Raw genomic sequence first — 23,935 nt, forward strand, 5'->3', positions numbered from 1 at the left:
CACGCGCGTACCCGGAGGCACTCACGAGGCGGTGGAGGCCAACCCGCGCAGGAACAGATCGATGGCGAACTCGAACCGTTCCTGCGCGGTCTCGGCGGTGAAGTACTCGCCCGAAGCCAGCAGGTTCGGGAAGGCGCCGGGCGGGAACGACGTCATGTACTCGACCATCCGCTTGCCGCGTTCCTCCTGCTCGGCCAGGTCGATGTCGCCGTGCTGCCAGCCGGCGCCTTCGTAGGCGAAAGCCTTGGCGTAGAGCCATAACGCGTCGGCGGCGAACAGTGCCCGTTTGAGGTCGAGGCCGCCCGCGCGCAGCACCGCGAGCATGGCTTCGGCCTGCTGCAAGGCGTTCGCGCCGACGGGTACGGGGATGGCCCACGCGATCTTGGCGATCCCGGGGAACGACGTCAGGGCGCGCACGTTCTCGCGCAGCAGCTCCTTCGCCTGCTCGACCCACCGTTTCGGGTCGGGCTCGGGGAATGGGCCGAAGGCGAGGACGTGGTCGACCATCAGCTCGTGGAGCTCTTCCTTGTTCGCGACGTGGGCGTAGAGCGACGCCGGGCCGGTCTCCAGAGCCTGTGCGACGCGTCGCATGCTCACCGCCTCCAGCCCTTCGGCGGCGAGAAGGTCGAGTGCCGTCTTCACCACGAGCTCCTGGGACAGCACGGGTTTCTCGGCGCGACGCCGGGGCCTGCTCACTTCGTTCGCCTCCTGGTCCGGGTTCCCGGGGCACTCTACTTGACGCGAACGGCGTTCGCCTGTAGAACGGTGTTCGTCAAACGAACGCCGTTCGTCTAACTGGAGGAAGTCATGACCGAACGACAGGCCGAAGTCCTGGCCGTGCTGAGCAGGCTTGCCGACGCGTGGAACGACGGCGACGCGGCCGCGTACGCGTCGCTCTTCACCGAAGACGCCGACTACGTGACCTTCTTCGGGATGAACATGCCGGGCCGCGCGGTCATCGAAAGCGCGCACCGGGCCCTGTTCCAAGGGCCGCTCAAGGGATCGAAGCTGGAGGCGGGCGGTGGCGAGCCGAAGGTCCGGTTCGTCCGGCCGGACGTCGCGATCGTCGTGGCCGGTGGCGGGTCGTCGCTGTCGGGCGGCAAGCCGGAGCCGGGCCGGGAATCGACGCTGACGTACGTGCTCGTGGAGGAGCCCGACGGCTGGCGCGTCGCGTCGTTCCAGAACACCCGGGTGACCGATCCGGCCGCGAAGGCTTCGTGAAGCGTCGAGTTCGCCGAGCGGGTCCGGGAGGGCTTCGATCGGACGCTGGGAGACCTGGCCCGGCCGGCGGCGAGAGGCGTACGCTCGGTTAGGTTCACCTAACCCAGGAGAGGAAGTGTGCATGGCCGAGGCGAGGAGAGCGGTATCAGCGACCCGGTTGCGGGTGCTGCGCACCGAACGGATCACCCCGCATATGGTCCGGATCGTCGTGGGGGGCGAAGAGATCGCCTCGTTCAGGCCCAACGAATTCACCGACGCCTACGTCAAGGTGCACTTCCCGGTGCCCGGCGTCACCTATCCCGAACCGATCGACCTGGCGCGGGTCCGCGAGGAACTGCCGCGCGAGCAGTGGCCGCGGATGCGCTCCTACACCGTCCGGGCGTTCGACCCGAACCTCGGTGAACTGGTGCTCGACTTCGTCCACCATGGTGACGAGGGCGTCGCCGGGCCGTGGGCCGCCGCCGCGAAACCGGGCGACGAGCTGCTCGTTTCCGGACCCGGTGGGGCGTACGCGCCGGGCGAGGAGGCCGACTGGCATCTGCTCGCCGGAGACGAGAGCGCCCTGCCGGCGATCGCCGCTTCGCTCGAGGCGATGCCTGAGGGTGTGCCCGTGCACGCGGTGATTCTCGTGGAGGACGTGGCCGAAGAGCAGTCGCTGACCACCAAGGGCGACGCGCGGATCACCTGGCTGCACCGGAGCCGGGGTGACGATCTCGCGGCCGCCGTCCGTGCGCTCGACTGGCGTGAAGGTGTCGTGCAGGCGTTCGTCCACGGCGAGGCCGGGTTCGTCCGGGACCTGCGGCGTCATCTGCTGGACGACCGGGGCGTGCGGCGCGACCTGCTGTCCATCTCCGGATACTGGCGGATCGGGAAGACCGACGAGGCGTGGCGACTGGAGAAACGGGCCGAACGGAACGCGTAGCCTCGGTCGCATGATCGAGCTGAAGGTGGACGTCGACCCGGCCGAGGTGGGTTTCGACGCGGAGCGGCTGCGCCGGATCGACAAGCACTTCGACGGGTACCTGGAGCGCAATCGGATTCCCGGGTATCTGGCCGTGGTGACCAGGAACGGGAAGGTCGCGCATCTCGCGTCGAACGGGCAGCGTGACATCGAGGCCGGGCTGCCGGTCGAGACCGACACGATCTGGCGCGTCTACTCGATGACGAAGCCGGTCACTTCCGTCGCCGCGATGATGCTCGTCGAAGCGGGGCTCATCGACCTCAAGGACCCGATTTCGCGCTGGCTGCCGGAGTTCTCGGAACCGCGGGTGTTCGCCGCGGGCTCGTCGGTGAAGCAGGCGACCGTGCCCGCGGCCGAACCGATCCGCCTCTGGCATCTGCTCACCCACACCGCGGGGCTGACCTACGGATTCCACCGCACGCATCCGGTCGACGCGCTCTACCGTGAGGCGGGGTTCGACCTCGGCACCGCGCCCGGGCTCGACCTGGCGGGTGTTTCCGAGGCGATCGCGCGGCTGCCGTTGCTGTTCCAGCCGGGCTCGGAATGGAACTATTCGGTCGCCACGGACATCCTCGGCAGGCTCATCGAGGTCGTCTCCGGTCAGTCACTCGACGCCTTCTTCGCCGAGCGGATCTTCACCCCGCTCGGCATGCACGAGACCGGATTTCAAGCCGCCGACGGTGATCTCGACCGGCTGGCCGCGCTCTACGTGCCGCATCCGGTCACCAAGGAGCCGTTCCGTCACGACGAGCTGGGCAACGTCGGCCGCGTCGCGCCCTCGTGCTTTTCGGGCGGCGGAGGACTGGTCTCCACGGCGGGTGACTTCCACCGTTTCGCCCAGATGCTGGTGTGCGGTGGCGAACTCGACGGCGTCCGGCTGCTCGGCCCGCGCACGGTGCGGCTCATGGCGACCAATCACCTGCCCGGCGGCGTGGACCTGGAGACCTGCGGACGGACCGGGTTCTCCGAAGCGCCGTACGACGGTTTCGGCTTCGGGCTGGGCTTTTCGGTGCTCGACGACCCGGTGAAGGCCAAGACCCTCGCCAGCGCGGGGGAATTCGCCTGGGGTGGCGCGGCGAGCACCGCGTTCTGGGTCGATCCGGACGAGGACATCACGGTCTTGTTCTTCACCCAGTTGCTGCCGTCGTCGACCTATCCGATCCGCGTCGAATTGAGGAACCTGGTGTATCAGGCTTTGGTCGACTGAGGGGGAGCCATGCGCCGGATCGTGGTGGTCGGGGCCGGACAAGCCGGGCTGGTACTGGCCTTGGGCCTGCAACGGCACGGATACGCCGTCACCGTGGTCACCGACCGCGACGCCGAAACGATCCACGCGGGGAGGCTCATCTCGAACCAGTGCGTGTTCCACCCCGCGCTGACCCGCGAACGCGCGCTGGGCATCAACTTCTGGGACGGACAGGCCCCGGAGATCCTCGGCGCGTCGTTCGGGCTCGCCGGGGACTCCCCGGAGCCCGCCGTCTCGTGGCAGGCCCGGTTCGACCATCCCGCGCAGTCGGTCGACCAGCGGGTCAAGGTGTCCGCCTGGCTGACCGCCTTCGCCGAACGCGGCGGCGAAATCCGGATCGGCAAGGTGACCCCGGACGGGCTGGACGAGTACGCCCGCGAGTTCGATCTCGTGCTGGTCGCGGCCGGACGGGGACCGCGGTTCGACGCCCTCTTCCCGCGTGACGACGCACGTTCCCCACACCGCGAACCGCAGCGGACCATCGGGATCCTGTACCTCGTATCCGGCCGGGACGAGCCGCTTCCGGTGTATCCGGGGCTGACGTTCGGGCTCTCCCCGGCCGGTGAGTTGTTCGGACTTCCGATCCAGTCCGTGCGCGGACCCGTCTTCGGTCTCGGGTTCTTCGGTGTACCCGGCGGCCCGATGGACGTCTGGGACGGCGTCACCGGCCTCGACGAGCACTTCGCCCTCGCGATGACGTTGCTGCGCAAGCAGTTCCCGTGGGTCGAGGAGTCGCTCACCGACGCCCTCCCCAGCGGGCCGCTGGACGTCCTGCGCGGCCGGGTCCTGCCGATCGTGCGCGATCCGGTCGGGACCTTGCCGTCGGGGGCGAAGGTCCTGGCGATGGGCGACGCCGCGGTGACGAACGATCCGGTCGCCGGGCAGGGCGCGAACATGGCGGCGCACGCCGCCGCGGTCTACGAACGGCGCATCCTCGACCACGGTGACCGTCCGTTCGACGAAGCGTTCCTGCGCGGCACTTTCGCCGAATACTGGGAAAAGGCGCAGCACGCGACCCGGCTGAGCAACGATCTGCTCGCTCCGCCGCCGGATCACGTGCTGGCCACGCTGGAAGCCGCGCAGACGGCGCCCGAGGTGGCGCGCCGGTTCGCGAACATCTTTTCCGACCCCGTCGACTACGCCGGTTGGCTCACCGACGCGGACACCGCACGGGCTTACCTGGCGTCGAAAGGCGCGTGATCCGGGGCGCAGACGGTGCCGCGCGCCGGAAGGCGTCCGTGGGACAGATAGGCGTCGAGAGCCGCGTCGACACAGGCGCTGCGGTTCAACGCGCCGTGCCCCCATGCGTCCAGCGTCAGGAGCCGCGCGTTGCCGAGGATGCGTTCGGCCCGCCGCGCCCCGGCGTACGGGGTTTCCGGGTCGCCCTTGCCGTTGGCCAGCAACAGGATCGGCGCGGTCGGCCGGTTCCACGGTCCCGTGTACCGCGCCGGGTCGGAGGCGGGCCAGAAGGCGCACGGCAGGGAGAGATACGCGTCGTAGGAACCGAAACCGCGGCTTTCCCGGTCTGCGGCGCGGGCGGCGCGGGGCCAAGCGGCCGGATCACGCGGGTTCGTGGTGTCCGCGCAGATCGTCCCGCCACCACCCATCGCGGAATCGAAAGGTGTCGCGATGGCCTTCGCCGCGACGGGTTTCGCCACGGACTGAAGGAATTCCGCCAGCGCGGGCGAGTGGGCCTCGTCGGTCAGCGCGTGGTGGGTACGCCGGATGACCTCCTGATAGGTCACCGGTCCCGGCGAGGCTTCCAGCCGGTCGAGGAGCGCGTCGTACTTGGCCCGCAAATCCGTCCCCGGCTCACGGAACGCGCACCGGGTGTCGGCCGCGCACGCGTCGAGGAACGCCTGGAGCGCGCGGTCCGCGTCCCGGAACCCGCCGAGCCTGATGCTGAACGGGACGTTCGCGTCCTCCGGGCGGTGCCCGGTGGACCAGGCGATCGGATCGTTGACGGCGTCCAGCGCCAAGGCGCCGACGCGATGCGGGAACAGGTTGGCGTACACCTCGCCGACATAGGTGCCGTAGGAAAGCCCGTAATAGCGCAGACGGCGCTCACCGACGGCTTCGCGCATCCTGTCGAGGTCCCTGGCGACGTTCGCGGTCGACAGGTGGCCGAGCAGCGGCCCGGCGTTGCGGCCACAGGACGCGGTGACCTCCCTGACGTCGGCGAAATGCCGGGCCTCCTGCTCGGCGGTGATCGGGAAGTTCCCCAGGATTCGTTTGAGCGGCTCGGTTTCGGCGTCGCTCGTGAAGCACCGGACCGGGGTGCTGGCGCCGACGCCGCGGGGGTCGAAGCCGACGATGTCGAACTGCCGGTGCAAGGACGGAGTCTGGAACCTGCTGAAGCGGCCGTGGTTCCCGGGGCCGCCGGGGTTGGTGAAAAGGGTGCCGCGTTTGTGCTTCTGGTCCGTCGCCGGGAGGCGGCCGAGCGCGATGGTGATCCGGGGACCGCCCGGGTCCTGATACGACAGCGGGACCTCGATCTCGGCACAGTCGTAGCCCGGCGGTGAGCCGGACGGGCAGGGACCCCAAGCGAGGCCTCGCGGCGCGGCCGAAACCGCGGGCGTGATCGTGAGGGCGGCGAGTGCGGAGAGGGCGAGCGCGGCGGCGATGCGGAATCTGGTCACCAGGCCAGCGTCTCGCCTCGCGGGCGCGCGATCCCTGGTGCTCGTACCCGGAAAAATGGTGGGGTACGCCCCTCCATGTTCAACATATAGCGCACCGGGGGGCTTGCGGCAAGACCCCGGTGGTGCCGCAGAATCCTCGGCCGTAGCTAGAACAGGCCGAACAGGAGTGAAGATTTGACGGACGTCGACGTGATCATCGTGGGGGCCGGCCCGACCGGTCTGATGCTGGCCGCCGAACTGCGGCTGGCCGGTGCGCGCCCGCTGGTCCTGGAACGGCGGCCGGAACAGGGGAAGACTCCGAAGGCCCACGGCCTCAGCGGGCAGATCCTGGACCTGCTGCACTATCGCGGCCTGCTGGACCGGGTGCGGGGACTCGTGACCGACCCCGTCCCGGCCGATCGGTTCCCGTTCGGTGGGGTGCACGTCGACCTCACCCGGTTCGAGGAGCCCCCGCTGAAGGCGCTGTCGGTGCGCCAGCCGCTGCTGGAAGGGCTGTTGGAGGAGCACGCCATCGAGCTCGGTGCCGAGGTGCGTCGCGGGCACGAGGTCGCCGGGGTGCGCCAGGACGACGAGTCGGTGACAGCCGAGGTGCGTGGCCCGGACGGGTCGTACGAGGTCACCGCCCTGTTTCTCGTGGGCTGCGACGGCGGACGCAGTCCCGTCCGTTCGATGGCCGGGATCGGTTTCCCCGGCACCACTTATCCCGAGGTCAACCGGATCGGGCAGGTCAAGATCCCCGACGGACTGACCGTCCACGACAACGGCGACATCGAGACGCCTGAACTGGGCCGGATCGAGGCGGGCTTCACCCGCACCGACGCCGGGGTGTTCGCGCTCGGCTCGCTCACGCCGGGAATCCTGTTCATCCAGACCACCGAGGACGACGCGGGCGAGGTCGACGACGACGTGCCGATGACCCTGGCCGAACTCGGGGACAGCATCCGCCGTGTGCTCGGCGGCGACGTTCCGCTGGGTGACCCGGTCCGCCTCTCGCGCTACCAGTTCTCCGCCCGCCAGGCGGAGCGCTACCGCAAGGGGCGGATCCTGCTGGCGGGTGACGCGGCCCACCTGCTGCCGTCCACCGGCACGGCGATCAACGTCGGCATGTCCGATTCGGTCAACCTGGCGTGGAAGCTGGCCGCGGAGATCCAGGGCCGGGCGCCGCAAGGACTGCTGGACACCTATCACGCGGAACGGCACGCCGCCGGTGCGCGTGCGCTCCTGCAGTCCCAGGCGCAGGTCGCGTTGCGGCGCGGGCACGACGAAGCTGCTGAAGCGCTCCGTGCGGTCTTCGAGGAACTGCTGGACGAAGAGCAGGCCGCGCGACGGCTGGCCTCCCACGTCGCCGGGACCGACACGTGCTACCCGATGCCGGGCTCCGGGCACGCGCTCGCCGGCAGGTTCGTCCCGGATCTCGCGCTGGAGACCGACCAGGGCACGACCAGTGTCGCCGAACTGCTGCGACCGGCGCGGCCGGTGCTGCTCGACCTCGCCGGACGGCCCGAATTGCGCGACCTCGCGCAGGGACGCGTCGACGTTTACACCGCGAAAGCCGAAAACCGACCCGCCGACGTCCTCCTGATCCGCCCGGACGGCTACGTCGCCTGGGCCGGCGACACCGACGCGGACGGCCTGCGCGAGGCCCTTGCCGCCTGGTTCGGCTGACCCCCCACGCAATTAGTCACCTACTTGCGGCGGTTTCGCGCGCAAGTAGGTGACTAGTTGCGGGAGTCAGCGGTTGATGACCTCGGAGCCGTAGCGCTTCAGGGTTTCCTCGCGCTGGTCGTGCATGAGGTACAGCGCGAACTGGTCGACTCCGAGCGAAGCCAGCTCCTCCAGGCGTTCCACATGCGCCGAAGTCGGCCCGAGCAGGCAGAACCGGTCCACGATCTCGTCCGGGACGAAGTCGGTCGACGGATTGCCCGCCCGTCCGTGGTGCGAGTAGTCGTAACCCTGCCGCTCGCGGATGTAGTCGGTCAGTTCGTGCGGCACCGGCCCGGAATCGCCGTACCGCGCCACGAGATCCGCGACGTGGTTGCCGACCATCCCGCCGAACCAGCGCAACTGTTCCCGCTGATGCGCCAGATCGTCGCCGACGTACGCCGGGGCCGCGAGGCAGATCGTGATCCCGGCCGGATCCCGTCCGGCCGCGCGGGCGGCCTCACGGACCGAACCGATGGTCCACCGGGCGATCGCGGGATCGGCGCACTGGAGGATGAAGCCGTCGGCGTGTTCGCCGACCGTCTTCAGCGCCTTCGGCCCGTAACCGGCCATCCACATTTCGAGCCTGCCGTTGCGGATCCACGGGATCTGCACCGGCTTGTCCCGCAACAGGACTTCGCGTCCCTCGGCCAGTTCCTTGACCACGTGCATGCAGTCGCGCACCGTGGCCAAAGTGGACGGCGGCAGGCCGACCACCCGGTGTGCCGAGTCGCCGCGGCCGATCCCGCAGACCGTCCGGTTGCCGTACATGTCGTTGAGCGTGGCGAAGGTCGACGCCATCACCGACCAGTCCCGGGTGGCCGGACTGGTCACCATCGGGCCCACGATCATCGACGACGTCGCGGCGAGGATCTGCGAGTAGATGACGAACGGTTCCTGCCACAGCACGCATGAGTCGAACGTCCAGCCGTAGCGGAAACCCTGGTCCTCGGCGGCCTTCATCAGCCGCACGAGGTCGCGTGCGGGCGGGTCGGTCTGGAGCACGATCCCGAAGTCCACGGCCACCGCCTCAGTTCAGGTACTGGTTCAGGTCGCGCGAGAGGAATTTCCCGTGCGTCGTACTGCCCGAGAAGCCGGAAGGCGACACGACCACGCGGCCGCGCGACAGCACTGTCTCGACCTTGCCGGTGATCTCCAGCCCTTCGTAGGCCGAGTAGTCCACGTTCATGTGGTGCGTCTCGACCGACAGGGTCTGCTTCGCCGCCGGGTCGTAGACGACGATGTCCGCGTCCGATCCCGCCGCGATGACGCCCTTGCGCGGGTACAGCCCGAACATCCGCGCCGGGGTGGTGGAGCAGGTCTCGACCCAGCGGCCGAGGGTGAGCTCGCCCGCCACGACACCCTGGTGCAGCAGGTCCATCCGGTGCTCGACGCCGGGGATCCCGTTGGGGATCGCGCGGAAGTCGCCGCGACCGAGCTCCTTCTGGTCCTTGAAACAGAACGGACAGTGATCGGTGGACACCACCGAGAGGTCGTTGGTGCGCAGCCCTCTCCACAGGTCCGCCTGATGCGACTTCTCCCGCAGCGGGGGAGAGGCGACGTACTTCGAACCCTCGAAATCCGGTTTGGCCAAGTCCTCAATAGACAGGTAGAGATATTGAGGACACGTCTCCGCGAAGACGTTCTGCCCGTTGTCGCGCGCCTCCGCGACCGCGGCCAGCGCCTGAGAAGCCGAGAGGTGCACGATGTACAGCGGTGCCCCGGTGACCTTGGCCAGCTGGATCGCGCGCGAGGTCGCCTCGCCCTCCAGCTCCGGCGGGCGGGTGAGCCCGTGTTGCACCGGATCGATCTTCCCGGCGGCGAACGCCTGAGCGGCCAGCTGGTCGATCGCGATGCCGTTCTCCGCGTGCATCATGATCGTCGCGCCGATCTCGCGCGCCTTCTGCATGGCCAGCAGGATCTCGCCGTCCGTGGAGTAGAACACCCCCGGATAGGCCATGAACATCTTGAAACTGCCGACGCCGCCGTCGACACAGGCCTGCATCTCCTTCAACGACGAATCGTTGACGTCGGAGACGATCATGTGGAAGCCGTAGTCGATGGCGCAGTTGCCGTCGGCCTTCTCATGCCACTTGTCCATAGTGGACAGCAGTGAGGTGCCCTTGGCCTGGACGGCGAAGTCGATGATCGTCGTCGTGCCGCCCCACGCCGCCGCCGTCGTCCCGGTGCCGAAGGTGTCGACGGAATGCGTCCCGCCGAACGGCATCTCCATATGGGTGTGCGCGTCGATCCCGCCGGGCAGCACGTACTTCCCGGTGGCGTCGATCACCGAGTCGGCGGGCCCGAGCGTGCCGGGGGCGCCGACGGCCGAGATCGTCTCGCCGTCGACGAGGACGTCCGCCGCCGAAGCGCCCGCCGTGGACAGCACCTGCCCGCCGCTGATGAGGGTGGTCATCACGCCTCCGCGAGGGGTCCGTAGCTGTCGGGGCGGCGGTCTCGATAGAACGCCCACAGGTCACGGACTTCGGCGAGCCGGCCCATGTCGAGGTCGCGGATGACGATCTCCTCTTCGGTGTCGGAAGCGGCCTCGCCGATCAGCTGACCGCGAGGGTCCGCGAAGTACGATTGACCGTAGAAGTCGTTGTCGCCCAGTGGTTCGACGCCGACGCGGTTGATCGTGCCGACGAAGTACTCGTTCGCGACGGCGGCCGCGGGCTGCTCAAGCCGCCACAGGTACTCCGAAAGGCCCCGGCTGGTCGCAGACGGGTTGAACACGATCTTCGCGCCCGCCAGGCCCAGCGCGCGCCAGCCCTCCGGGAAATGCCGCTCGTAACAGATGTAGACGCCGATGCGGCCGACGGCGGTGTCGAACACCGGGTAGCCGAGGTTCCCGGGCCGGAAGTAGAACTTCTCCCAGAACCCCTTCACCTGCGGGATGTGGTTCTTGCGGTGTTTGCCGAGGTAGGTGCCGTCGGCGTCGATCACCGCGGCGGTGTTGTAGTACACGCCGGGCTGCTCGACCTCGTACATCGGGACGACCAGCACGACACCGTGGCGTTCGGCGACCTCCTGCATGAGCTTGGTCGTCGGCCCGTCGGGGATGCCTTCGGTGTAGGAGTAGTAGTCGGTGTCCTGCACCTGGCAGAAATACGGACCGTAGAACAACTCCTGCAGGCAGACGACCTGCGCTCCCTGCGAAGCGGCCTTGCCGATGGCTTCGACCGCGTTGGCGATCATCGACTCCTTGTCACCCGTCCACCGCTGCTGGATCAATCCGGCTCGGACCAGGTCGCTCACTTGCGTCCTCCTCGATATCGGTGGTGCGCTTGCGTTCGGACAGGGACAGCAGCAGGTAGACGACGAAGGCGCCCGCCAGGCCGACGACCCAGTTGTAGTCGTAGAGCGGTTTCAGGAGCGGGATCAGGCCGTCTTCGGGGAACGGCCCGCCGTACGCGCCGCCGACCGAGAGCACGGCGCCGACCAGCGTCGCGGCCAGCGCGCGCCAGTTCCAGCCGCCGTTGAACCAGTAGACGCCGCGTTCGGTGTAGAGATCCCGCAGGTTGAGGTGAGTGCGGTTGACCACCCAGTAGCCGGCGACGAGCACTCCGGCGACCGCGCCGAGCAGACCGCCGTAGAAACCGAGCCACGCGAAGATGTAGATGTTCGGATCGGAGTAGAGCCGCCACGGCTGGATGAGGATGCCGATGATCCCGGTGATCAGCCCGCCGACGGCGAACGTGATCTTCTTCGGGAACGCGTTGGAGAAGTCGTAGGACGGGCTGACCACGTTGGCCGCGAGGTTCGCCGACACCGTGGCCAGCACCAGCGCGATCAGCGCGACCACCACGACGACCGGCGAGTCGAACCGGTCGGCCAGTTTCGCCGGGTCCCAGATCTGCTCGCCGTAGAGGACACTGCCGCCCGAGGTGGTCAGGATGGCCACGATCGCGATGAACGTCATCGTGGTCGGCAGGCCGAGGAGCTGGCCGCGGACCTGTTTGCCCTGGCTGCCGCCGAACCGGGTGAAGTCCGGCATGTTCAGCGAAAGCGTCGACCAGAACGCGATCATCGCCATCAGCGCCGGGGCGAACACCTTCCAGAAGTCCGGTCCCCAGCCGAGTTTCCCCGGCTCGGCCAGGATCGGGCCGAAGCCGCCCGCCTTGACCAGCACGTAGCCCAGCAGGATCAGGAAGCCGACCGACACCAGCGGCGCCGTCCAGTTCTCGAACTTGCGGACCGCCTCCATGCCGCGCCAGATGATGAGCATCTGCACCAGCCAGAACACCCCGAACGAAAGCCACAGCGTCCAGTGCTGGCCGAGGACGACGGTGGAGTCCTTCCATCCGGAGCCCGCGAGGCGCCCGACGATGATGTAGATCGCCTCGCCGCCGACCCAGGTCTGGATGCCGAACCAGCCGCACGCGATGAACGCCCGCAGCAACGCCGCCAGGTTCGCGCCGCGCATGCCGAAGAAGGCGCGGGCGAACACCGGGAACGGGATGCCGTACTTCGTCCCGGCGTGGCTGTTGAGCAGCATCGGGATCAGCACGATCAGGTTGCCGATGGTGATCGTGAGCAGCGCCTGCACCCAGTTCATCCCGAGCGCGATCAGCGACGCGGCGAGCGCGTAGGACGGGATGTTGTGCGCCATGCCCATCCACAGCGCGAAGTAGGTGTAAGTGGTCCAGGTCCGCTTTTCGACCGGGACCGGGGCGAGTTCTTCGTTGTAGAAGCGGCTGTCCTTCAAGGACTCGACCTCGCCGAGTTCGACCCGGCCATCAGGATGCACGTGCTGCGTTCCGCGTGCCGTCGGCTCCATTGCGGAATCGTGCTCGCCCGCGCCGCGCGGGTGGGACTGGCAGACTGTTCACTGTTGAGGGTGTCGGAGCGCAGACTGTCGATTGCGTTCGAAGGCTCCTGGTGCATGACCTACGTCACACACACGGTCGTAGTGAGCCGGCAAACCGGCCGAAACATCTCCACAGGATCTCCACAGCTCACCCGGATGGTCTCCACGGCCGGTGCTTACAGTCATCCCCATGGAACTGGGAGGACGCCGGGTGCTGGTCGTCGAGGACGACGTGACGATCGCCGAGAGCATCGCCGCGCGGCTGCGGGCCGAGGGATTCACCGTGGACCTGGCGCACGACGGCCCTTCCGGCGTCGAGACCGACGCCGAGCGGGAGCCGGATCTGGTGGTGCTCGACGTGATGCTGCCGGGGTTCGACGGGCTCGAGGTCTGCCGCCGGATCCAGGCCCGCCGCCCGGTCCCGGTGCTGATGCTGACCGCCCGTTCGGATGAGACGGACATGCTGATCGGGCTTGGCGTCGGCGCGGACGACTATCTCACCAAGCCGTTCTCCATGCGGGTGCTCTCGGCGAGGGTGCACGCGCTGCTACGCCGCGTCGAACGGTCGGCCCGGACCGACGTGAGCGAAGCCGGTACGAAGATCGTGCTCGGCGACCTCGAAATCGACGTCGAGCAGCGGCGGGTCACGCGGGCGGGCAACCAGGCCCAGCTGACGCCGATCGAGTTCGACCTCCTCGTCCACTTCGCGAAACGCCCGAGGGCGGTGCAGCCGAGGGAACGCCTGCTGAGCGAGGTCTGGGACTGGGACGTCGCGGGCACCGGTTCGGGCACCCGCGCCGTCGACAGTCACATCAAGGCGCTGCGCCGCAAACTGGGCGCGGATCTCATCCGCACCGTGCACGGCGTCGGTTACGCGCTGGAGGTGGGATCGTGAAACTCCGCCTCCTGCTCGGCCGGATCGTCGACGCGCTCCCGAGACCGCTCGACCCGGTCCGGTCCATCAAGCTCAAGCTCGCGATCCTGCTGGTGTCCTCGGGCGGTATCGCGTTCGCCTTCTTCAACTGGCAGATCGGCTGGCTGCCGCCGCGGACCACGATCGCCGCGATGGTGCTCGCCGTGGTCACCTCGCAGATCCTGGCGCACGGGATGACCAGGCCGCTGCGTGAGATGACCGCCGCCGCCCGAGCGATGGCCAAGGGCGACTACACCCGGCGGGTCCGCGCGACCGCCCGTGACGAGGTCGGGGAGCTGTCGCACGCCTTCAACCAGATGGCCGCCGACCTCGATGCCTCGGATCAGCGCCGGCGCGAGCTGATCGCGAACGTCTCCCACGAACTCCGCACGCCGATCACCGCGCTGAACGGCGTGCTGGAGAACCTGGTCGACGGTGTCGCCAAACCCGATCCGGCGACGTTGAAGACCGCGCTGCAGCAGACCGAACGGCTCGGCAGGCTCGTCTCGGAACTGCTCGACCTCTCGCGGATCGACGCGGGCGCTTTCCCGTTGCAGCTGGAGGAATTCGACCTCGAACTGCTGCTGGAGGAGGTCGCCGCCGAAGCGGGGATCACCGCCGCCGCGACCGGCCGTGGCGTGCGGTTCGCCGTCGACGTCCAGCCGCCCGGAGCGACGGCCGTCGCCGACCGCGGCAGGCTCTACCAGGTCGTGGTCAACCTGCTCGACAACGCCGTCCGGCACGGGCCGGCCGGGGGCGAGGTCCGGGTGCGGGCGGAGGTCCGTGAGGCCGACGTCGTCATCGAGGTCGAAGACGAAGGCCCCGGGATCCCGCCGGGGGAGCGGGACAGCGTGTTCGAGCGGTTCACCCGCGGCGAGCGGGCAGGCGGCGGGGGCACCGGCCTCGGTCTCGCGATCGCGCGATGGGTGGTCGACCTCCACGACGGCAGCATCGCCGTCGTCACCCCGGAGCAGCGGCCGGGCTGCGTCATCCGCGTCGTGATCCCCGTTCCGTAGTTCTTCGCCGCTTTCTTCGGCGGCTCCACACACTCTGTTGTATGTGCTTTCGCAAACTGGAGGATTCGATGAGCGACGAATCAGAAGACCGGCAGGCGCACGCGTCGCCCCCGTGGGCGACGACCACCCTTCCGCCCGCCCCGCCTGTGCCGGCCCTGCCGGTACTGATGCGGCCCCGGGTGCCGCCGAAATCGACGATCGTCCCGCTACCCGGTTCGGTCCTGCCCGCGGCGGTCGCGGCCGGACTGGTCACCGCCGTCGCCATGCCGGACGACCCCGGAGCCGGCTGGTTCGTGGCGGGGCTCGCCTTCGCGGTGGCCGTCTACTTCGCCGACAAACGCGCCCGTGGCGACGCCGAACCGCATTTCCGCCTGGTCAACGCGCTGTGGGCGGCGGCCGCGCTGGGGCTGCTCGCGGTCGGCATGTTCCGCGCGTCGGTGTGGCTGAACGTGCTGTGCGTGCTGGCCGCGTTCGTCGCCGGATCCCTCGCGGTGGTCGGGAAACGCACGGTGAACACGATCATCTATGACGTCTTCGCGGTCCCGATCGAAGCGCTGCTTTCGATCCCGTGGATCGGGCGCGGGCTGGCGAAGCTCGGCACGAAACAGGAGGGCCGCACGAGGCCGAGGTTCCTGGTGCCGGTGCTGACCAGCGCCTTGCTGCTGCTGGTGTTCGTGCCGTTGCTGCGTGGCGCGGATGCCGCGTTCGCGAACGTCGTCGACGCGGTGATCCCCGAGCTGAACCCGGGAACCTTCGTGCGCTGGGGTTTCCTCTTCGTCGTGGCGGCGTTCGCTGTCACCGGTGCGTGCTACCTGCTGGCGGCGCCACCGCTGCCCGCCGACGACGAAGCGCCCCGCAAACGGCTCGCGCACCGGCTCGAATGGACGTTGCCGCTGGGTGTGCTGGTGCTGCTGTTCACGAGTTTCGTCGTGGTCCGCCTGGTCGTGTTGTTCGGCGGCACCGAATACCTCCTGGCCACGAGCGGCCTGACGGCGGCCGAATACGCCAGGAGCGGGTTCTGGCAGCTGTCCGCCATCACCGTGCTGACCCTGGTGCTGGTCGCCGCCGCGTTGCGCTGGGCGCCGAAGTCCTCGGCGGCCGATCGTGCCTGGCAGCGGGGACTCCTCGGCGCGCTGAGCGTGCTCAGCCTGGTGCTGGTCGCGTCGGCGTTGAGTCGCATGTGGACATATCAGCAGGCGTACGGGTTCACCGTGCTGCGGCTGCTGGTCGAGGTCTGCGAACTCTGGATCGGCCTGATCTTCCTGCTGGTGCTGGTTTCCCTGATCCCGCTGCGGTCGGCCTGGCTGCCGCGCGCGGCCATCGGAGCCGCTGTCGCGGCGCTGCTGGGGCTGGCCGTCCTCGATCCGGAAAGGTTCATCGCCGACCGCAACATCGACCGGCTCGCCCACGGTAAAACACTCGATACCGGTTATCTGTCCCGGTTTTCCGCTGATGTCGTGCCGTCGGCCGACCGGCTCCCGGAGCCGCTCCGGTCGTGCGTGCTCGGCCGGGTCGTGACGGGAATCCCGGAAGATGATTGGCGAGAATGGAACCTGAGCAGGTCCCTCGCGCGTCAGACCCCCGTTGCCGCGAAGGACGGGATCGGGTGCCGGTACCTGCCCCGTTCTTGAGCCGTGACACCACGGCCTTGATCGCCCTCGTGGGGGTGAGGGCGATCAAGGCCGCGGTGAACGGCGCCGCCGGGCCACCGAGGGGGAGGCCCGGTGGTCACCGGGATGCCACGACGGCCTCATCGGACAGAAGTCTTTCGTGACAAAGATTTGTGGCAGCTGAGTGACGGTGTCGCAGGAGCGGTCAGAAGGTGAAGACGCCCGCCGATTCGGCGTCGGCGACACAGCGGTTGGCGTACGAGGTGCGGTAGGTGACCGGTTCGCCGCGCCACTTGCCGACGGCGGAGACGTCCACCGGGGAGTATTCCAAGGTGCAGGCCCGCGGTTCGGGCCGTAGCCTGTCGAACTCTCCGTCCACTTCGGACAGTTTGGCGCAGGCGCCGCCGCGTCCCGGGTGAGACCCCCCGGTGGGTTCGCAGGTGAGTGAGACGGTGCCGATCCGGCCCCTGGTGTCGTGGCTGGTCAGCTGAAACGTGGATTCGGCGGGTTGCGCCGGGGCCATGCAGGCCAACGCGAGTACGCAGGCGCCGATCGGTTCGAAGAAAGCCATATCAACCCTATCGGCTGACGTGACCCGGTGACTGTGTTCCACGCTTGGGTGAGATTTGCTCACTCGGACGTGTGGTCGTCCGCTTCCCGGATGTCGTGGGCGAGCAAAGCGACATAAAGGGAGAGCATCGATTCCGGTTCTTCGAGCCGCACCCCGAGTACCTGCTCGATCCTGGCCAGCTGCTGGTAGTAGGCGGTGCGGGAGGTGTGCGCGGCCGCCGCGGCCGCCGATTTGTTGCCGCCGTGTTCGCAGTAATGTCTCAACGCCTGAACGAGTCTGCTGCCCTGTGCGGCGTCCCGGTTCAGCAGCGGGCCGAGCTCCCGCGCGGCGAACGCGGTGATCCGTTCGTCGCCTGCCAGCAGATGCAGCAGCCCGCGCAACCGGACGTCGTCGAGCCGGTGGACGACCCGTTCGACGTTCTCGGTGAGCGCCGCGGCGGCGACCTGCGCGGCTTCGACGAGTGTCCGGCGTGCCTCGGCGGGCCCGCTGCCGGTGGTGCCGACCGCGACCACGGCGGGCGCCCCGGCGCGGGCCTCGTGGACGTCGGTGGCCAGCCGCCGCAGGACCGCGTCCACCCCCGCCTCCGGCGAGAGCGCGATCAGCGCGCGCACCAGCGTGTCGTCGGTGGCCACCAGCGCGGACACCTTGGCGCGCCGGGCGGCGAGCGCGGTCGCCTCGGCGAGTTCCCGCAGCAGCACCGGGGTCGACTGCGTGGTCTTGGCGGTCGCGGTGATCCTTGGCCGCACGGCGACCCCGACCAGTAGCCGTCCCGTCAGCGGGACACCCAGCGCGGACGCCCGCGCGGTCAGCTCGGCGGGTGGCACCGGATTCGCCAGCAGTTCGGTCAGGATCGCGCGATGCGCCTGCCGTTCGAGGCTGTCGGTGTCCTTGGCGACCAGCCGGTGGACCGCGAGCGCGGACGCGGCGCGTTCGGCGACCACGACGTGCCGGCGCGGCGGCGGATCCCCGCAGACGACGACCAGCCGTCCCCAGTCGTGCCCGCGCGCGCCGACCACGGTGATCAGCCAGCCCGCACCCGGGTGATAGCCGGTCCGCTCGCCGACCTGCACCGGCCGCGACCGGGAAGGCCAGCCGGGCAGCAGTTCACCGGGATCGGTCCCGGCCGTGTCGTAGGCGAGGACTTCGTGCGACAGCGTCTCCAGCACGACGGGATGTTCGGTGAGCCTCGCGACCTCGCGCAGGATGTCGCCCGGTTCGGCGCCGGCGACCGTCAGCGCGGTGAACGTCTCGTGGACCCGCTCCGCCGCGCGGAGTTCGTCGACCTGGGCATCGACGATCAGCCCGTTCACCGCCTCGGTGACCGACACGAAGCGCGTCTCGCGAGAAAGGGTGATCAGCGGGACACCGTGGCGGTCGGCGGCGTCGACCAGTGCGGACGGCAGCTTCTCGCTCCAATGCCGGACCAGCTCGATGACGATCCCGGCCACTCCGACACCGGCCAGATCGGCGACGTACCTGGCGAGCGCGGCGCCGTCGTCGGGCAGCGCGACCCCGGTGGTGAGCACGAGTTCCCCGCCGCGCAGCAGCGGGGCGATGTCCGCGACCTCGGCGACGTGCGCCCAGCGGACCGGCGCGTCCAGCCCCGCCGCCCCCGCCACCACGTGGGGCCTGCCCTGACGCAGCACCGGCAGCGCGAGCACCTCGGCGACGGTCGGGTACATCGGCCTCCCACCTGGTCGGAACGCAGAGACAGACTGTACGGCCGGGACCGGGAGTCCGTACACGTTGCCGATGGCGTCGGTGTGGCGCGCGCGCTCAGACTCGACCGGGAGCAGGCATCCGGCGAACAGGAAGGCGGAATCCGTGACCGACCGCATCACCCACTGGATAGACGGCAAACCGTGCGAAGGCGTGAGCGAACGGTCCGGTGACGTGTTCGATCCGGCCACCGGCCAGGTGCGCGCGAAGGTCGCCTTCGCCGCGCAAGAAGACGTCGACGCCGCCGTCGCGGCCGCCTCCCGGGCGCTGCCGGGCTGGCGCGGGACGTCGCTGGCCGGGCGGACACGGGTGCTGTTCGCCTTCCGTGAGCTGCTTTCGGCGCGGCGTCACGAGCTGGCGAAGATCGTCACCAGCGAGCACGGCAAGGTCGAATCCGACGCGGCGGGCGAAGTCGCACGCGCCATCGAGAACGTCGAGTTCGCTTGCGGCGCGGCGCAAATGCTCAAGGGCGGATTCAGCGAAAACGCCTCCACCGGCGTCGACGTCTACTCGATCTCGCAACCGCTGGGCGTGGTCGGGGTGATCTCGCCGTTCAACTTCCCGGCGATGGTCCCGCTGTGGTTCGTGCCGAACGCGCTCGCCTGCGGCAACACCGTCGTGCTCAAGCCGAGCGAGAAGGACCCGTCCGCGGCCGTGTTCATCGCGGAACTGTTCGCCGAGGCTGGCCTGCCCGACGGCGTCCTCAACGTCCTGCACGGCGACAAGGTGGCCGTCGACGGGCTGCTGGAACACCACGACGTCAAGGCGATCTCGTTCGTCGGGTCGACGCCGATCGCGAAGTACGTCTACGAAACCGGGACCAGGCACGGGAAGCGCGTCCAAGCGCTCGGCGGCGCGAAGAACCACATGGTCGTCCTCCCGGACGCCGACCTCGACCTCGCCGCCGACGCGGCCGTCTCGGCGGGCTTCGGCTCGGCGGGAGAGCGGTGCATGGCGGTGTCGGTCGTGGTCGCGGTCGACCCGGTCGGCGACGAACTGGTGGCCAAGATCGCCGAGCGGATCCAGCGGCTCCGCGTCGGCGACGGCATGCGGCCCACCTCGGAGATGGGGCCGCTCGTCACCGCCGCCCACCACGAACGCGTCGAGTCCTATGTGGAGGCGGGCGTGGAAGCGGGTGCCCGGCTCGTCGTCGACGGCCGCGGCATCGAGGTCGACGGCGAGGACGGCGGCTTCTGGCTCGGCCCGACCCTGTTCGACCAGGTCACCCCGGACATGTCGATCTACACCGACGAGATCTTCGGGCCGGTGCTGGCGGTCGCGCGGGCCGAGGGCTACGACGCGGCGCTGGAGCTGATCAACGGCAACCCCTACGGCAACGGCACCGCGATCTTCACCAACGACGGGCGGGCCGCGCGGCGGTTCCAGAACGAGGTCGAGGTCGGGATGGTCGGCGTGAACGTGCCCATCCCGGTGCCGGTCGGCTACTACTCGTTCGGCGGCTGGAAGGACTCGCTGTTCGGCGACAGCCACGCGTACGGGCCGGAAGGGTTCCACTTCTTCACGCGGACGAAGGTCGTCACCTCACGCTGGCCGGACCCCTCGCAGGGCGGGGTGAACCTCGGGTTCCCGCGCAACAGCTGACGCTCGGCCGGCTCGGTACCGATGTCCTGCCCGCCCGCTCGATGCCCTGCCGCCCGCGGTGTTGATCGTGACGGACCGAGCCTGCATCAACCCCAGCCGGAATCCACGAGGTACCTATGGGACCCGCGGTTCCATTGAGGGGTAAGGCAAAGGTGGCGTGGTCGGTGCCGGGGGTCGTGAGTGGCGATTCGGGTTCTAACCCGAAACGCCACTCACGACCCCCTCGCGCCTGACCAGGGCCGAAGGCGTCCTTCGTCGCATCAGACGCGGCGAAGGGAGCCTTCACCCAACACCAGCCTCACCCGCGAGCACGACACGGTCGACCTTCTTCTCAAGAACCGTCTTAGCCACTCACGACGCCCCAAAGAAGTCCGGCGGCTCCTCGGGCACTATGCCTTCCGTAAACTCGTTGTGAGGACGAGCCGAGGGAGGTGCAGGTGGCCAACGCGGAAGAGCGACGTTTCGAGGTGCTTCGCGCGATCGTCGCCGATTACGTTTCCAACCAGGAGCCCGTCGGATCCAAGGCGATCGTCGACCGGCACAACCTCGGTGTGTCCAGCGCCACTGTCCGCAACGACATGGCGGCACTGGAAGAAGAGGGCTACATCACCCAGCCCCATACCAGCGCGGGCCGGATCCCCACCGACAAGGGCTACCGGCTGTTCGTCGACCGGATCGCCGAGGTCAAACCGCTGAGCGCGGCCGAGCGCCGGGCCATCACGGCCTTCCTCGACAGCGGCACCGACGTCGACGACGTCCTGCGCCGGTCCGTCCGGCTGCTCGCGCAGCTGACCAGGCAGGTCGCGGTCATCCAGTACCCGATGATGACCAATTCCGCCGTCCGCCACCTGGAAGTGGTGCCGCTCACCCCGGCCCGGCTGATGCTGGTGCTGATCACCGACTCCGGCCGCGTCGACCAGCGCACGGTCGACCTCGGGGACGTCATCACCGAGGAGAACGTCGGCAGGCTGCGCACGGTGCTGAACGGGGCGCTGGCGGGCCGCCGCCTTTCCGAGGCCGCCGCCGCGGTCGCCGAACTGCCCGAAAAAGCACCGGGCGAGCTGCGCGACAACCTCACCCGCGTCTGCACCGTACTGGTGGAATCGCTGGTCGAGCACCCCGAAGAACGGCTGGTCCTCGGCGGCACGGCGAACCTCACCCGCAACGTCTCGGACTTCCCCGGATCACTGCGGCAGGTGCTGGAGGCGCTCGAGGAGCAGGTCATCGTGCTCAAGCTGCTCGCGGCCGCCCGCAACCCCGGTGCGATCAGCGTGCGCATCGGTGAGGAAAATGAGGACGAGCAGATGCGCAGCACCTCGGTGGTGTCCATCGGCTACGGCATGGACGACCTGCTGCTCGGCGGGATGGGCGTCGTCGGGCCCACCAGGATGGACTACCCGAACACCATCGCCGCGGTGCGTGCGGTGGCGAACTACGTGGGGCAGATCCTCGCCGGCCGCTGAACGCGGCGGTGAGGGCAAAGCAGAAGGAGAAGGCGGAGACGGTGGCGAGGGACTATTACGGCATTCTCGGGGTTGCGAAGAACGCGACGGATCAGGAGATCAAGCGCGCGTACCGCAAACTGGCCCGTGAACTGCACCCCGACGTCAACCCGTCGGAGGACGCCCAGCATCGCTTCGGCGAGGTGACCACCGCGTACGAGGTGCTGTCGGATCCGCAGAAGCGCAAGATCGTCGACCTCGGCGGCGACCCGATGGACGGCGGGGCGCGCGGTGGCGGCGGAGACCCGTTCTCCGGCTTCGGCGGCCTCGGCGACATCATGGACGCCTTCTTCGGCGCCGCCGGAGGTGGCGGCGGCCGCGGCCGTGGCCCGCGCAGCCGTGTGCAGCCCGGTTCCGACGCGCTCATCCGCCTCGGCCTGACCCTCGAGGACTGCGCCACCGGCGTCGACCGCGAGATCACCGTCGACACCGCCATCCTCTGCGACCTGTGCCGCGGTGCCGGCGCGGCCGACGGCACCGGCACCAAGACCTGCGACACCTGCGGCGGCGCCGGCGAGGTCCAGTCCGTGCAGCGGTCGTTCCTCGGCCAGGTCGTCACCGCCCGCCCTTGCCCGGTCTGCCGCGGCTACGGCGAGGTCATCCCCGACCCCTGCCGCCAGTGCGGCGGCGACGGCCGCGTCCGTTCGCGCCGCAACGTCACCGCGAAGATCCCGCCGGGCGTCGGCGACGGCATGCGCATCCGGCTCTCCGGACAGGGCGAGGTCGGCCCCGGCGGCGGCCCCGCCGGCGACCTGTACGTCGAGATCGACGAGGCACCGCACGAGGTCTTCGTCCGGCAGGGCAACGACCTGCACTGCAACTTCCGCATCCCGATGACCACCGCCGCCCTCGGCGCCACGGTGCCCATCGAGACCCTCATCGACGGCGACTACGAACTCGACATCGAGCCAGGCACCCAGCCCGCCACCGAACTCGTGCTGACCGGCAAGGGCATGCCGCGGCTGCGGTCCTCCGGCCGCGTCGACGGCCGCGGCGACCTGCACGTCCACATCGACGTCGTCGTGCCGACCAAACTCGACGACGCCCAGCGCGACCTCCTCGTCGAACTCGCCCAGCAGCGCGGCGAAGACGTCCCTTCGCTCTCCTCGAACGGCTCCAAGCCCGGTGGGCTGTTCTCCAAGCTGCGCACCAAGAACCACCGGTAACCCGTGCCAGAGACGACACTGCCGGTCTTCCTCACCGCCGCACTGCCCGGCTCCGGGCGCACCACCCTCGACGGTGAGGAAGCCCGGCACGCCGCCACCGTCCGGCGACTGCGCGTCGGCGAACATCTCGTGCTGTCCGACGGCGAAGGCGGCATGGCGCGCTGCGTCGTCGAAGCCGTCCAAGCCGGCAGAGACGCGGCACTCACCCTCGCCATCGAAGAACACTGGACCGAGGAACCACCCGCACTGCGCGTCATCGTCGCCCAAGCACTCGCCAAAGGCGACCGCGGCGAACTCGCCGTCGAACTCGCCACCGAAGCAGGCGCCGACGCCATCGTCCCCTGGCGCGCCGCCCGCAGCGTCGCCCGCTGGGAAGAAGGAACCCGCGGCGACAAAGCCCTCGGCCGCTGGCGCACCACCGCCCGCGCCGCCGCCAAACAAGCCCGGCGCGCCCACGTCCCCGAAGTCGCCGAACCCGCCACCACCCGCGAACTCGCCGAACTCACCCAGACCGTTTCCCGCGCACTCGTCCTCGAATCCGGCATCACCACCCGCCTCACCGAGATCGAACTCCCGGCACAAGGCGACATCCTCCTCATCGTCGGCCCCGAAGGCGGCATCACCGACGAAGAACTCACCACCCTCACCGACGCCGGCGCGACCGCCATCCGGTTGGGCCCCACCGTTTTACGCACCTCCACCGCCGCCGCCGTCGCACTCGGCGCACTCGGCGTACTCACCGACCGCTGGAACTGAAAAAACACCCCCCTAATTTGCGGCGAGTTATGGCGCGATCACACAAACAGCCGTTACTCTCGTTAACTGACGCGCAACACACGGTTTCGGCGCGCCACTGGGGATGAAGCCCAGTCGCGCGCGTGAATCCCCGCCGGGCACCTCCCCCCTCGGTCCGGCGGAGCCGCGGCGCGGTGGAGCGACCCCCAGGCTCCACCGCGCCGCGGCGTCTTCATTTGGGGGCTTCGCAAGCTACGCCCCAAATTTCGCGCCACGGAGCGGTTCCGCGTGTCTGCCCGGGGGGCCGAGCCCCCCGGACCCCCCACGGTGCGTCCGGCGGCGGTTGGCGGCCCCGAAGCGCAGCGAAGGGCGGCGGGTGGTCTTCGGTATCGGCGTTGGGCCTGGCGGCCCTTGCCTGGTGGGTGGCGAGTGAAGGTGAAGGCCCCAATGCTGCGCGAGGCGGGCTGCGGGACCGGCCACGCCACGTTTGCCTTATCCCTCGAAAGCGCGAATTTCCACCCAT

Annotated in this window: 20 protein-coding genes; 12 read left to right on the forward strand and 8 right to left on the reverse strand. The window is 69.3% G+C overall.

Going from position 1 to position 23,935, the window contains the following annotated elements; translation table 11 throughout:
* Positions 1-21 precede the first annotated feature (21 nt).
* The gene (locus DL990_RS21095; RefSeq protein WP_125785880.1) at positions 22-696 is read right to left on the reverse strand and encodes a TetR/AcrR family transcriptional regulator; all 675 of its coding nucleotides are present in this window, start codon (positions 694-696) and stop codon (positions 22-24) included.
* Positions 697-807: 111 nt separating this feature from the next.
* Between DL990_RS21095 and DL990_RS21100 the strand changes: the two genes are divergently transcribed.
* From DL990_RS21100 to DL990_RS21115, 4 genes are all read left to right on the forward strand, one after another.
* The gene (locus tag DL990_RS21100; RefSeq protein ID WP_125799686.1) at positions 808-1,221 is read left to right on the forward strand and encodes an SgcJ/EcaC family oxidoreductase; all 414 of its coding nucleotides are present in this window, start codon (positions 808-810) and stop codon (positions 1,219-1,221) included.
* A gap of 121 nt (positions 1,222-1,342) precedes the next feature.
* Entirely contained in the window at positions 1,343-2,143 is an 801-nt protein-coding gene (locus tag DL990_RS21105) for a siderophore-interacting protein (protein WP_199746521.1), read from the forward strand.
* A 10-nt stretch (positions 2,144-2,153) separates the two neighbouring features.
* Complete coding sequence (locus tag DL990_RS21110; RefSeq protein WP_125785878.1) at positions 2,154-3,389, forward strand: serine hydrolase; 1,236 nt, start codon at positions 2,154-2,156, stop codon at positions 3,387-3,389.
* A gap of 9 nt (positions 3,390-3,398) precedes the next feature.
* Positions 3,399-4,628 carry a styrene monooxygenase/indole monooxygenase family protein gene (locus DL990_RS21115; protein ID WP_125799687.1) on the forward strand — a complete coding sequence of 410 codons (1,230 nt, stop codon included), beginning with the start codon at positions 3,399-3,401 and terminating at the stop codon, positions 4,626-4,628.
* Here the strand turns inward: DL990_RS21115 and DL990_RS21120 are convergent.
* Complete coding sequence (locus DL990_RS21120; protein ID WP_233620530.1) at positions 4,604-6,067, reverse strand: alpha/beta hydrolase; 1,464 nt, start codon at positions 6,065-6,067, stop codon at positions 4,604-4,606. The genes DL990_RS21115 and DL990_RS21120 overlap by 25 nt on opposite strands.
* Before the next feature lie 174 nt (positions 6,068-6,241).
* Between DL990_RS21120 and DL990_RS21125 the strand changes: the two genes are divergently transcribed.
* A complete protein-coding gene (locus DL990_RS21125; RefSeq protein WP_125799688.1) occupies positions 6,242-7,732 on the forward strand; it encodes an FAD-dependent monooxygenase in 1,491 nt (496 codons plus the stop codon).
* A 66-nt stretch (positions 7,733-7,798) separates the two neighbouring features.
* On the opposite strand, the gene DL990_RS21130 is transcribed toward DL990_RS21125, so the two are convergent.
* From DL990_RS21130 to DL990_RS21145, 4 genes are read right to left on the reverse strand one after another with little or no spacing between them, the layout of a single operon-like run.
* A complete protein-coding gene (locus DL990_RS21130; protein ID WP_125786042.1) occupies positions 7,799-8,788 on the reverse strand; it encodes a TIGR03842 family LLM class F420-dependent oxidoreductase in 990 nt (329 codons plus the stop codon).
* A 10-nt stretch (positions 8,789-8,798) separates the two neighbouring features.
* The gene (gene hydA, locus DL990_RS21135) at positions 8,799-10,184 is read right to left on the reverse strand and encodes a dihydropyrimidinase (protein WP_125785875.1); all 1,386 of its coding nucleotides are present in this window, start codon (positions 10,182-10,184) and stop codon (positions 8,799-8,801) included.
* Entirely contained in the window at positions 10,184-11,026 is an 843-nt protein-coding gene (locus DL990_RS21140; protein WP_125785874.1) for a nitrilase-related carbon-nitrogen hydrolase, read from the reverse strand. The genes hydA and DL990_RS21140 overlap by 1 nt, the downstream gene beginning before the upstream one ends.
* Positions 10,977-12,548, reverse strand: a complete 1,572-nt coding sequence (locus tag DL990_RS21145) for an NCS1 family nucleobase:cation symporter-1 (RefSeq protein WP_125785873.1) — start codon at positions 12,546-12,548, stop codon at positions 10,977-10,979. Before DL990_RS21145 ends, DL990_RS21140 begins: the two co-directional genes overlap by 50 nt.
* 241 nt (positions 12,549-12,789) lie before the next feature.
* Between DL990_RS21145 and DL990_RS21150 the strand changes: the two genes are divergently transcribed.
* From DL990_RS21150 to DL990_RS21160, 3 genes are all read left to right on the forward strand, one after another.
* The gene (locus DL990_RS21150) at positions 12,790-13,473 is read left to right on the forward strand and encodes a response regulator transcription factor (protein ID WP_255431387.1); all 684 of its coding nucleotides are present in this window, start codon (positions 12,790-12,792) and stop codon (positions 13,471-13,473) included.
* The gene (locus DL990_RS21155) at positions 13,470-14,507 is read left to right on the forward strand and encodes a HAMP domain-containing sensor histidine kinase (RefSeq protein ID WP_125799689.1); all 1,038 of its coding nucleotides are present in this window, start codon (positions 13,470-13,472) and stop codon (positions 14,505-14,507) included. The genes DL990_RS21150 and DL990_RS21155 overlap by 4 nt, the downstream gene beginning before the upstream one ends.
* A gap of 68 nt (positions 14,508-14,575) precedes the next feature.
* Positions 14,576-16,138 carry a DUF4153 domain-containing protein gene (locus DL990_RS21160; RefSeq protein ID WP_125785871.1) on the forward strand — a complete coding sequence of 521 codons (1,563 nt, stop codon included), beginning with the start codon at positions 14,576-14,578 and terminating at the stop codon, positions 16,136-16,138.
* 184 nt (positions 16,139-16,322) lie between these two features.
* Here the strand turns inward: DL990_RS21160 and DL990_RS21165 are convergent, their stop codons facing one another.
* Together DL990_RS21165 and DL990_RS21170 are read right to left on the reverse strand one after the other, a co-directional pair.
* The gene (locus DL990_RS21165) at positions 16,323-16,688 is read right to left on the reverse strand and encodes an SSI family serine proteinase inhibitor (RefSeq protein ID WP_125785870.1); all 366 of its coding nucleotides are present in this window, start codon (positions 16,686-16,688) and stop codon (positions 16,323-16,325) included.
* A 59-nt stretch (positions 16,689-16,747) separates the two neighbouring features.
* Positions 16,748-18,370, reverse strand: coding sequence for a PucR family transcriptional regulator ligand-binding domain-containing protein (locus DL990_RS21170; protein ID WP_125799690.1), 1,623 nt, complete (start codon positions 18,368-18,370; stop codon positions 16,748-16,750).
* A gap of 142 nt (positions 18,371-18,512) precedes the next feature.
* Here DL990_RS21170 and DL990_RS21175 point away from each other — a divergent pair, with 142 nt between their 5' ends.
* The 4 genes from DL990_RS21175 (at position 18,513) to DL990_RS21190 (ending at position 23,433) form a co-directional block, all read left to right on the forward strand.
* Positions 18,513-20,009 (forward strand): CoA-acylating methylmalonate-semialdehyde dehydrogenase, encoded by a 1,497-nt coding sequence (locus DL990_RS21175; protein ID WP_125785868.1) that lies wholly within the window; start codon positions 18,513-18,515, stop codon positions 20,007-20,009.
* 437 nt (positions 20,010-20,446) lie between these two features.
* Entirely contained in the window at positions 20,447-21,472 is a 1,026-nt protein-coding gene (hrcA, locus tag DL990_RS21180) for a heat-inducible transcriptional repressor HrcA (protein ID WP_125785867.1), read from the forward strand.
* Between the two features lie 41 nt (positions 21,473-21,513).
* Positions 21,514-22,677, forward strand: coding sequence for a molecular chaperone DnaJ (gene dnaJ / locus DL990_RS21185; protein ID WP_125786040.1), 1,164 nt, complete (start codon positions 21,514-21,516; stop codon positions 22,675-22,677).
* A 3-nt stretch (positions 22,678-22,680) separates the two neighbouring features.
* The gene (locus DL990_RS21190) at positions 22,681-23,433 is read left to right on the forward strand and encodes a 16S rRNA (uracil(1498)-N(3))-methyltransferase (protein WP_125799691.1); all 753 of its coding nucleotides are present in this window, start codon (positions 22,681-22,683) and stop codon (positions 23,431-23,433) included.
* Positions 23,434-23,935: the final 502 nt, after the last annotated feature.

Source organism: Amycolatopsis sp. WAC 01416 (genome assembly GCF_003947485.1).
Classification (GTDB): domain Bacteria; phylum Actinomycetota; class Actinomycetes; order Mycobacteriales; family Pseudonocardiaceae; genus Amycolatopsis.

Excerpts from the sequence above, each read along its gene's own strand:
- DL990_RS21100 (WP_125799686.1), top strand. The coding sequence starts at position 808 with ATGACCGAACGACAGGCCGAAGTCCTGGCCGTGCTGAGCAGGCTTGCC.
- DL990_RS21105 (WP_199746521.1), top strand. The coding sequence starts at position 1,343 with ATGGCCGAGGCGAGGAGAGCGGTATCAGCGACCCGGTTGCGGGTGCTG.
- DL990_RS21110 (WP_125785878.1), top strand. The coding sequence starts at position 2,154 with ATGATCGAGCTGAAGGTGGACGTCGACCCGGCCGAGGTGGGTTTCGAC.
- DL990_RS21115 (WP_125799687.1), top strand. The coding sequence starts at position 3,399 with ATGCGCCGGATCGTGGTGGTCGGGGCCGGACAAGCCGGGCTGGTACTG.
- hydA (WP_125785875.1), bottom strand. The coding sequence starts at position 10,184 with ATGACCACCCTCATCAGCGGCGGGCAGGTGCTGTCCACGGCGGGCGCT.
- DL990_RS21145 (WP_125785873.1), bottom strand. The coding sequence starts at position 12,548 with ATGGAGCCGACGGCACGCGGAACGCAGCACGTGCATCCTGATGGCCGG.
- DL990_RS21160 (WP_125785871.1), top strand. The coding sequence starts at position 14,576 with ATGAGCGACGAATCAGAAGACCGGCAGGCGCACGCGTCGCCCCCGTGG.
- DL990_RS21165 (WP_125785870.1), bottom strand. The coding sequence starts at position 16,688 with ATGGCTTTCTTCGAACCGATCGGCGCCTGCGTACTCGCGTTGGCCTGC.
- DL990_RS21170 (WP_125799690.1), bottom strand. The coding sequence starts at position 18,370 with ATGTACCCGACCGTCGCCGAGGTGCTCGCGCTGCCGGTGCTGCGTCAG.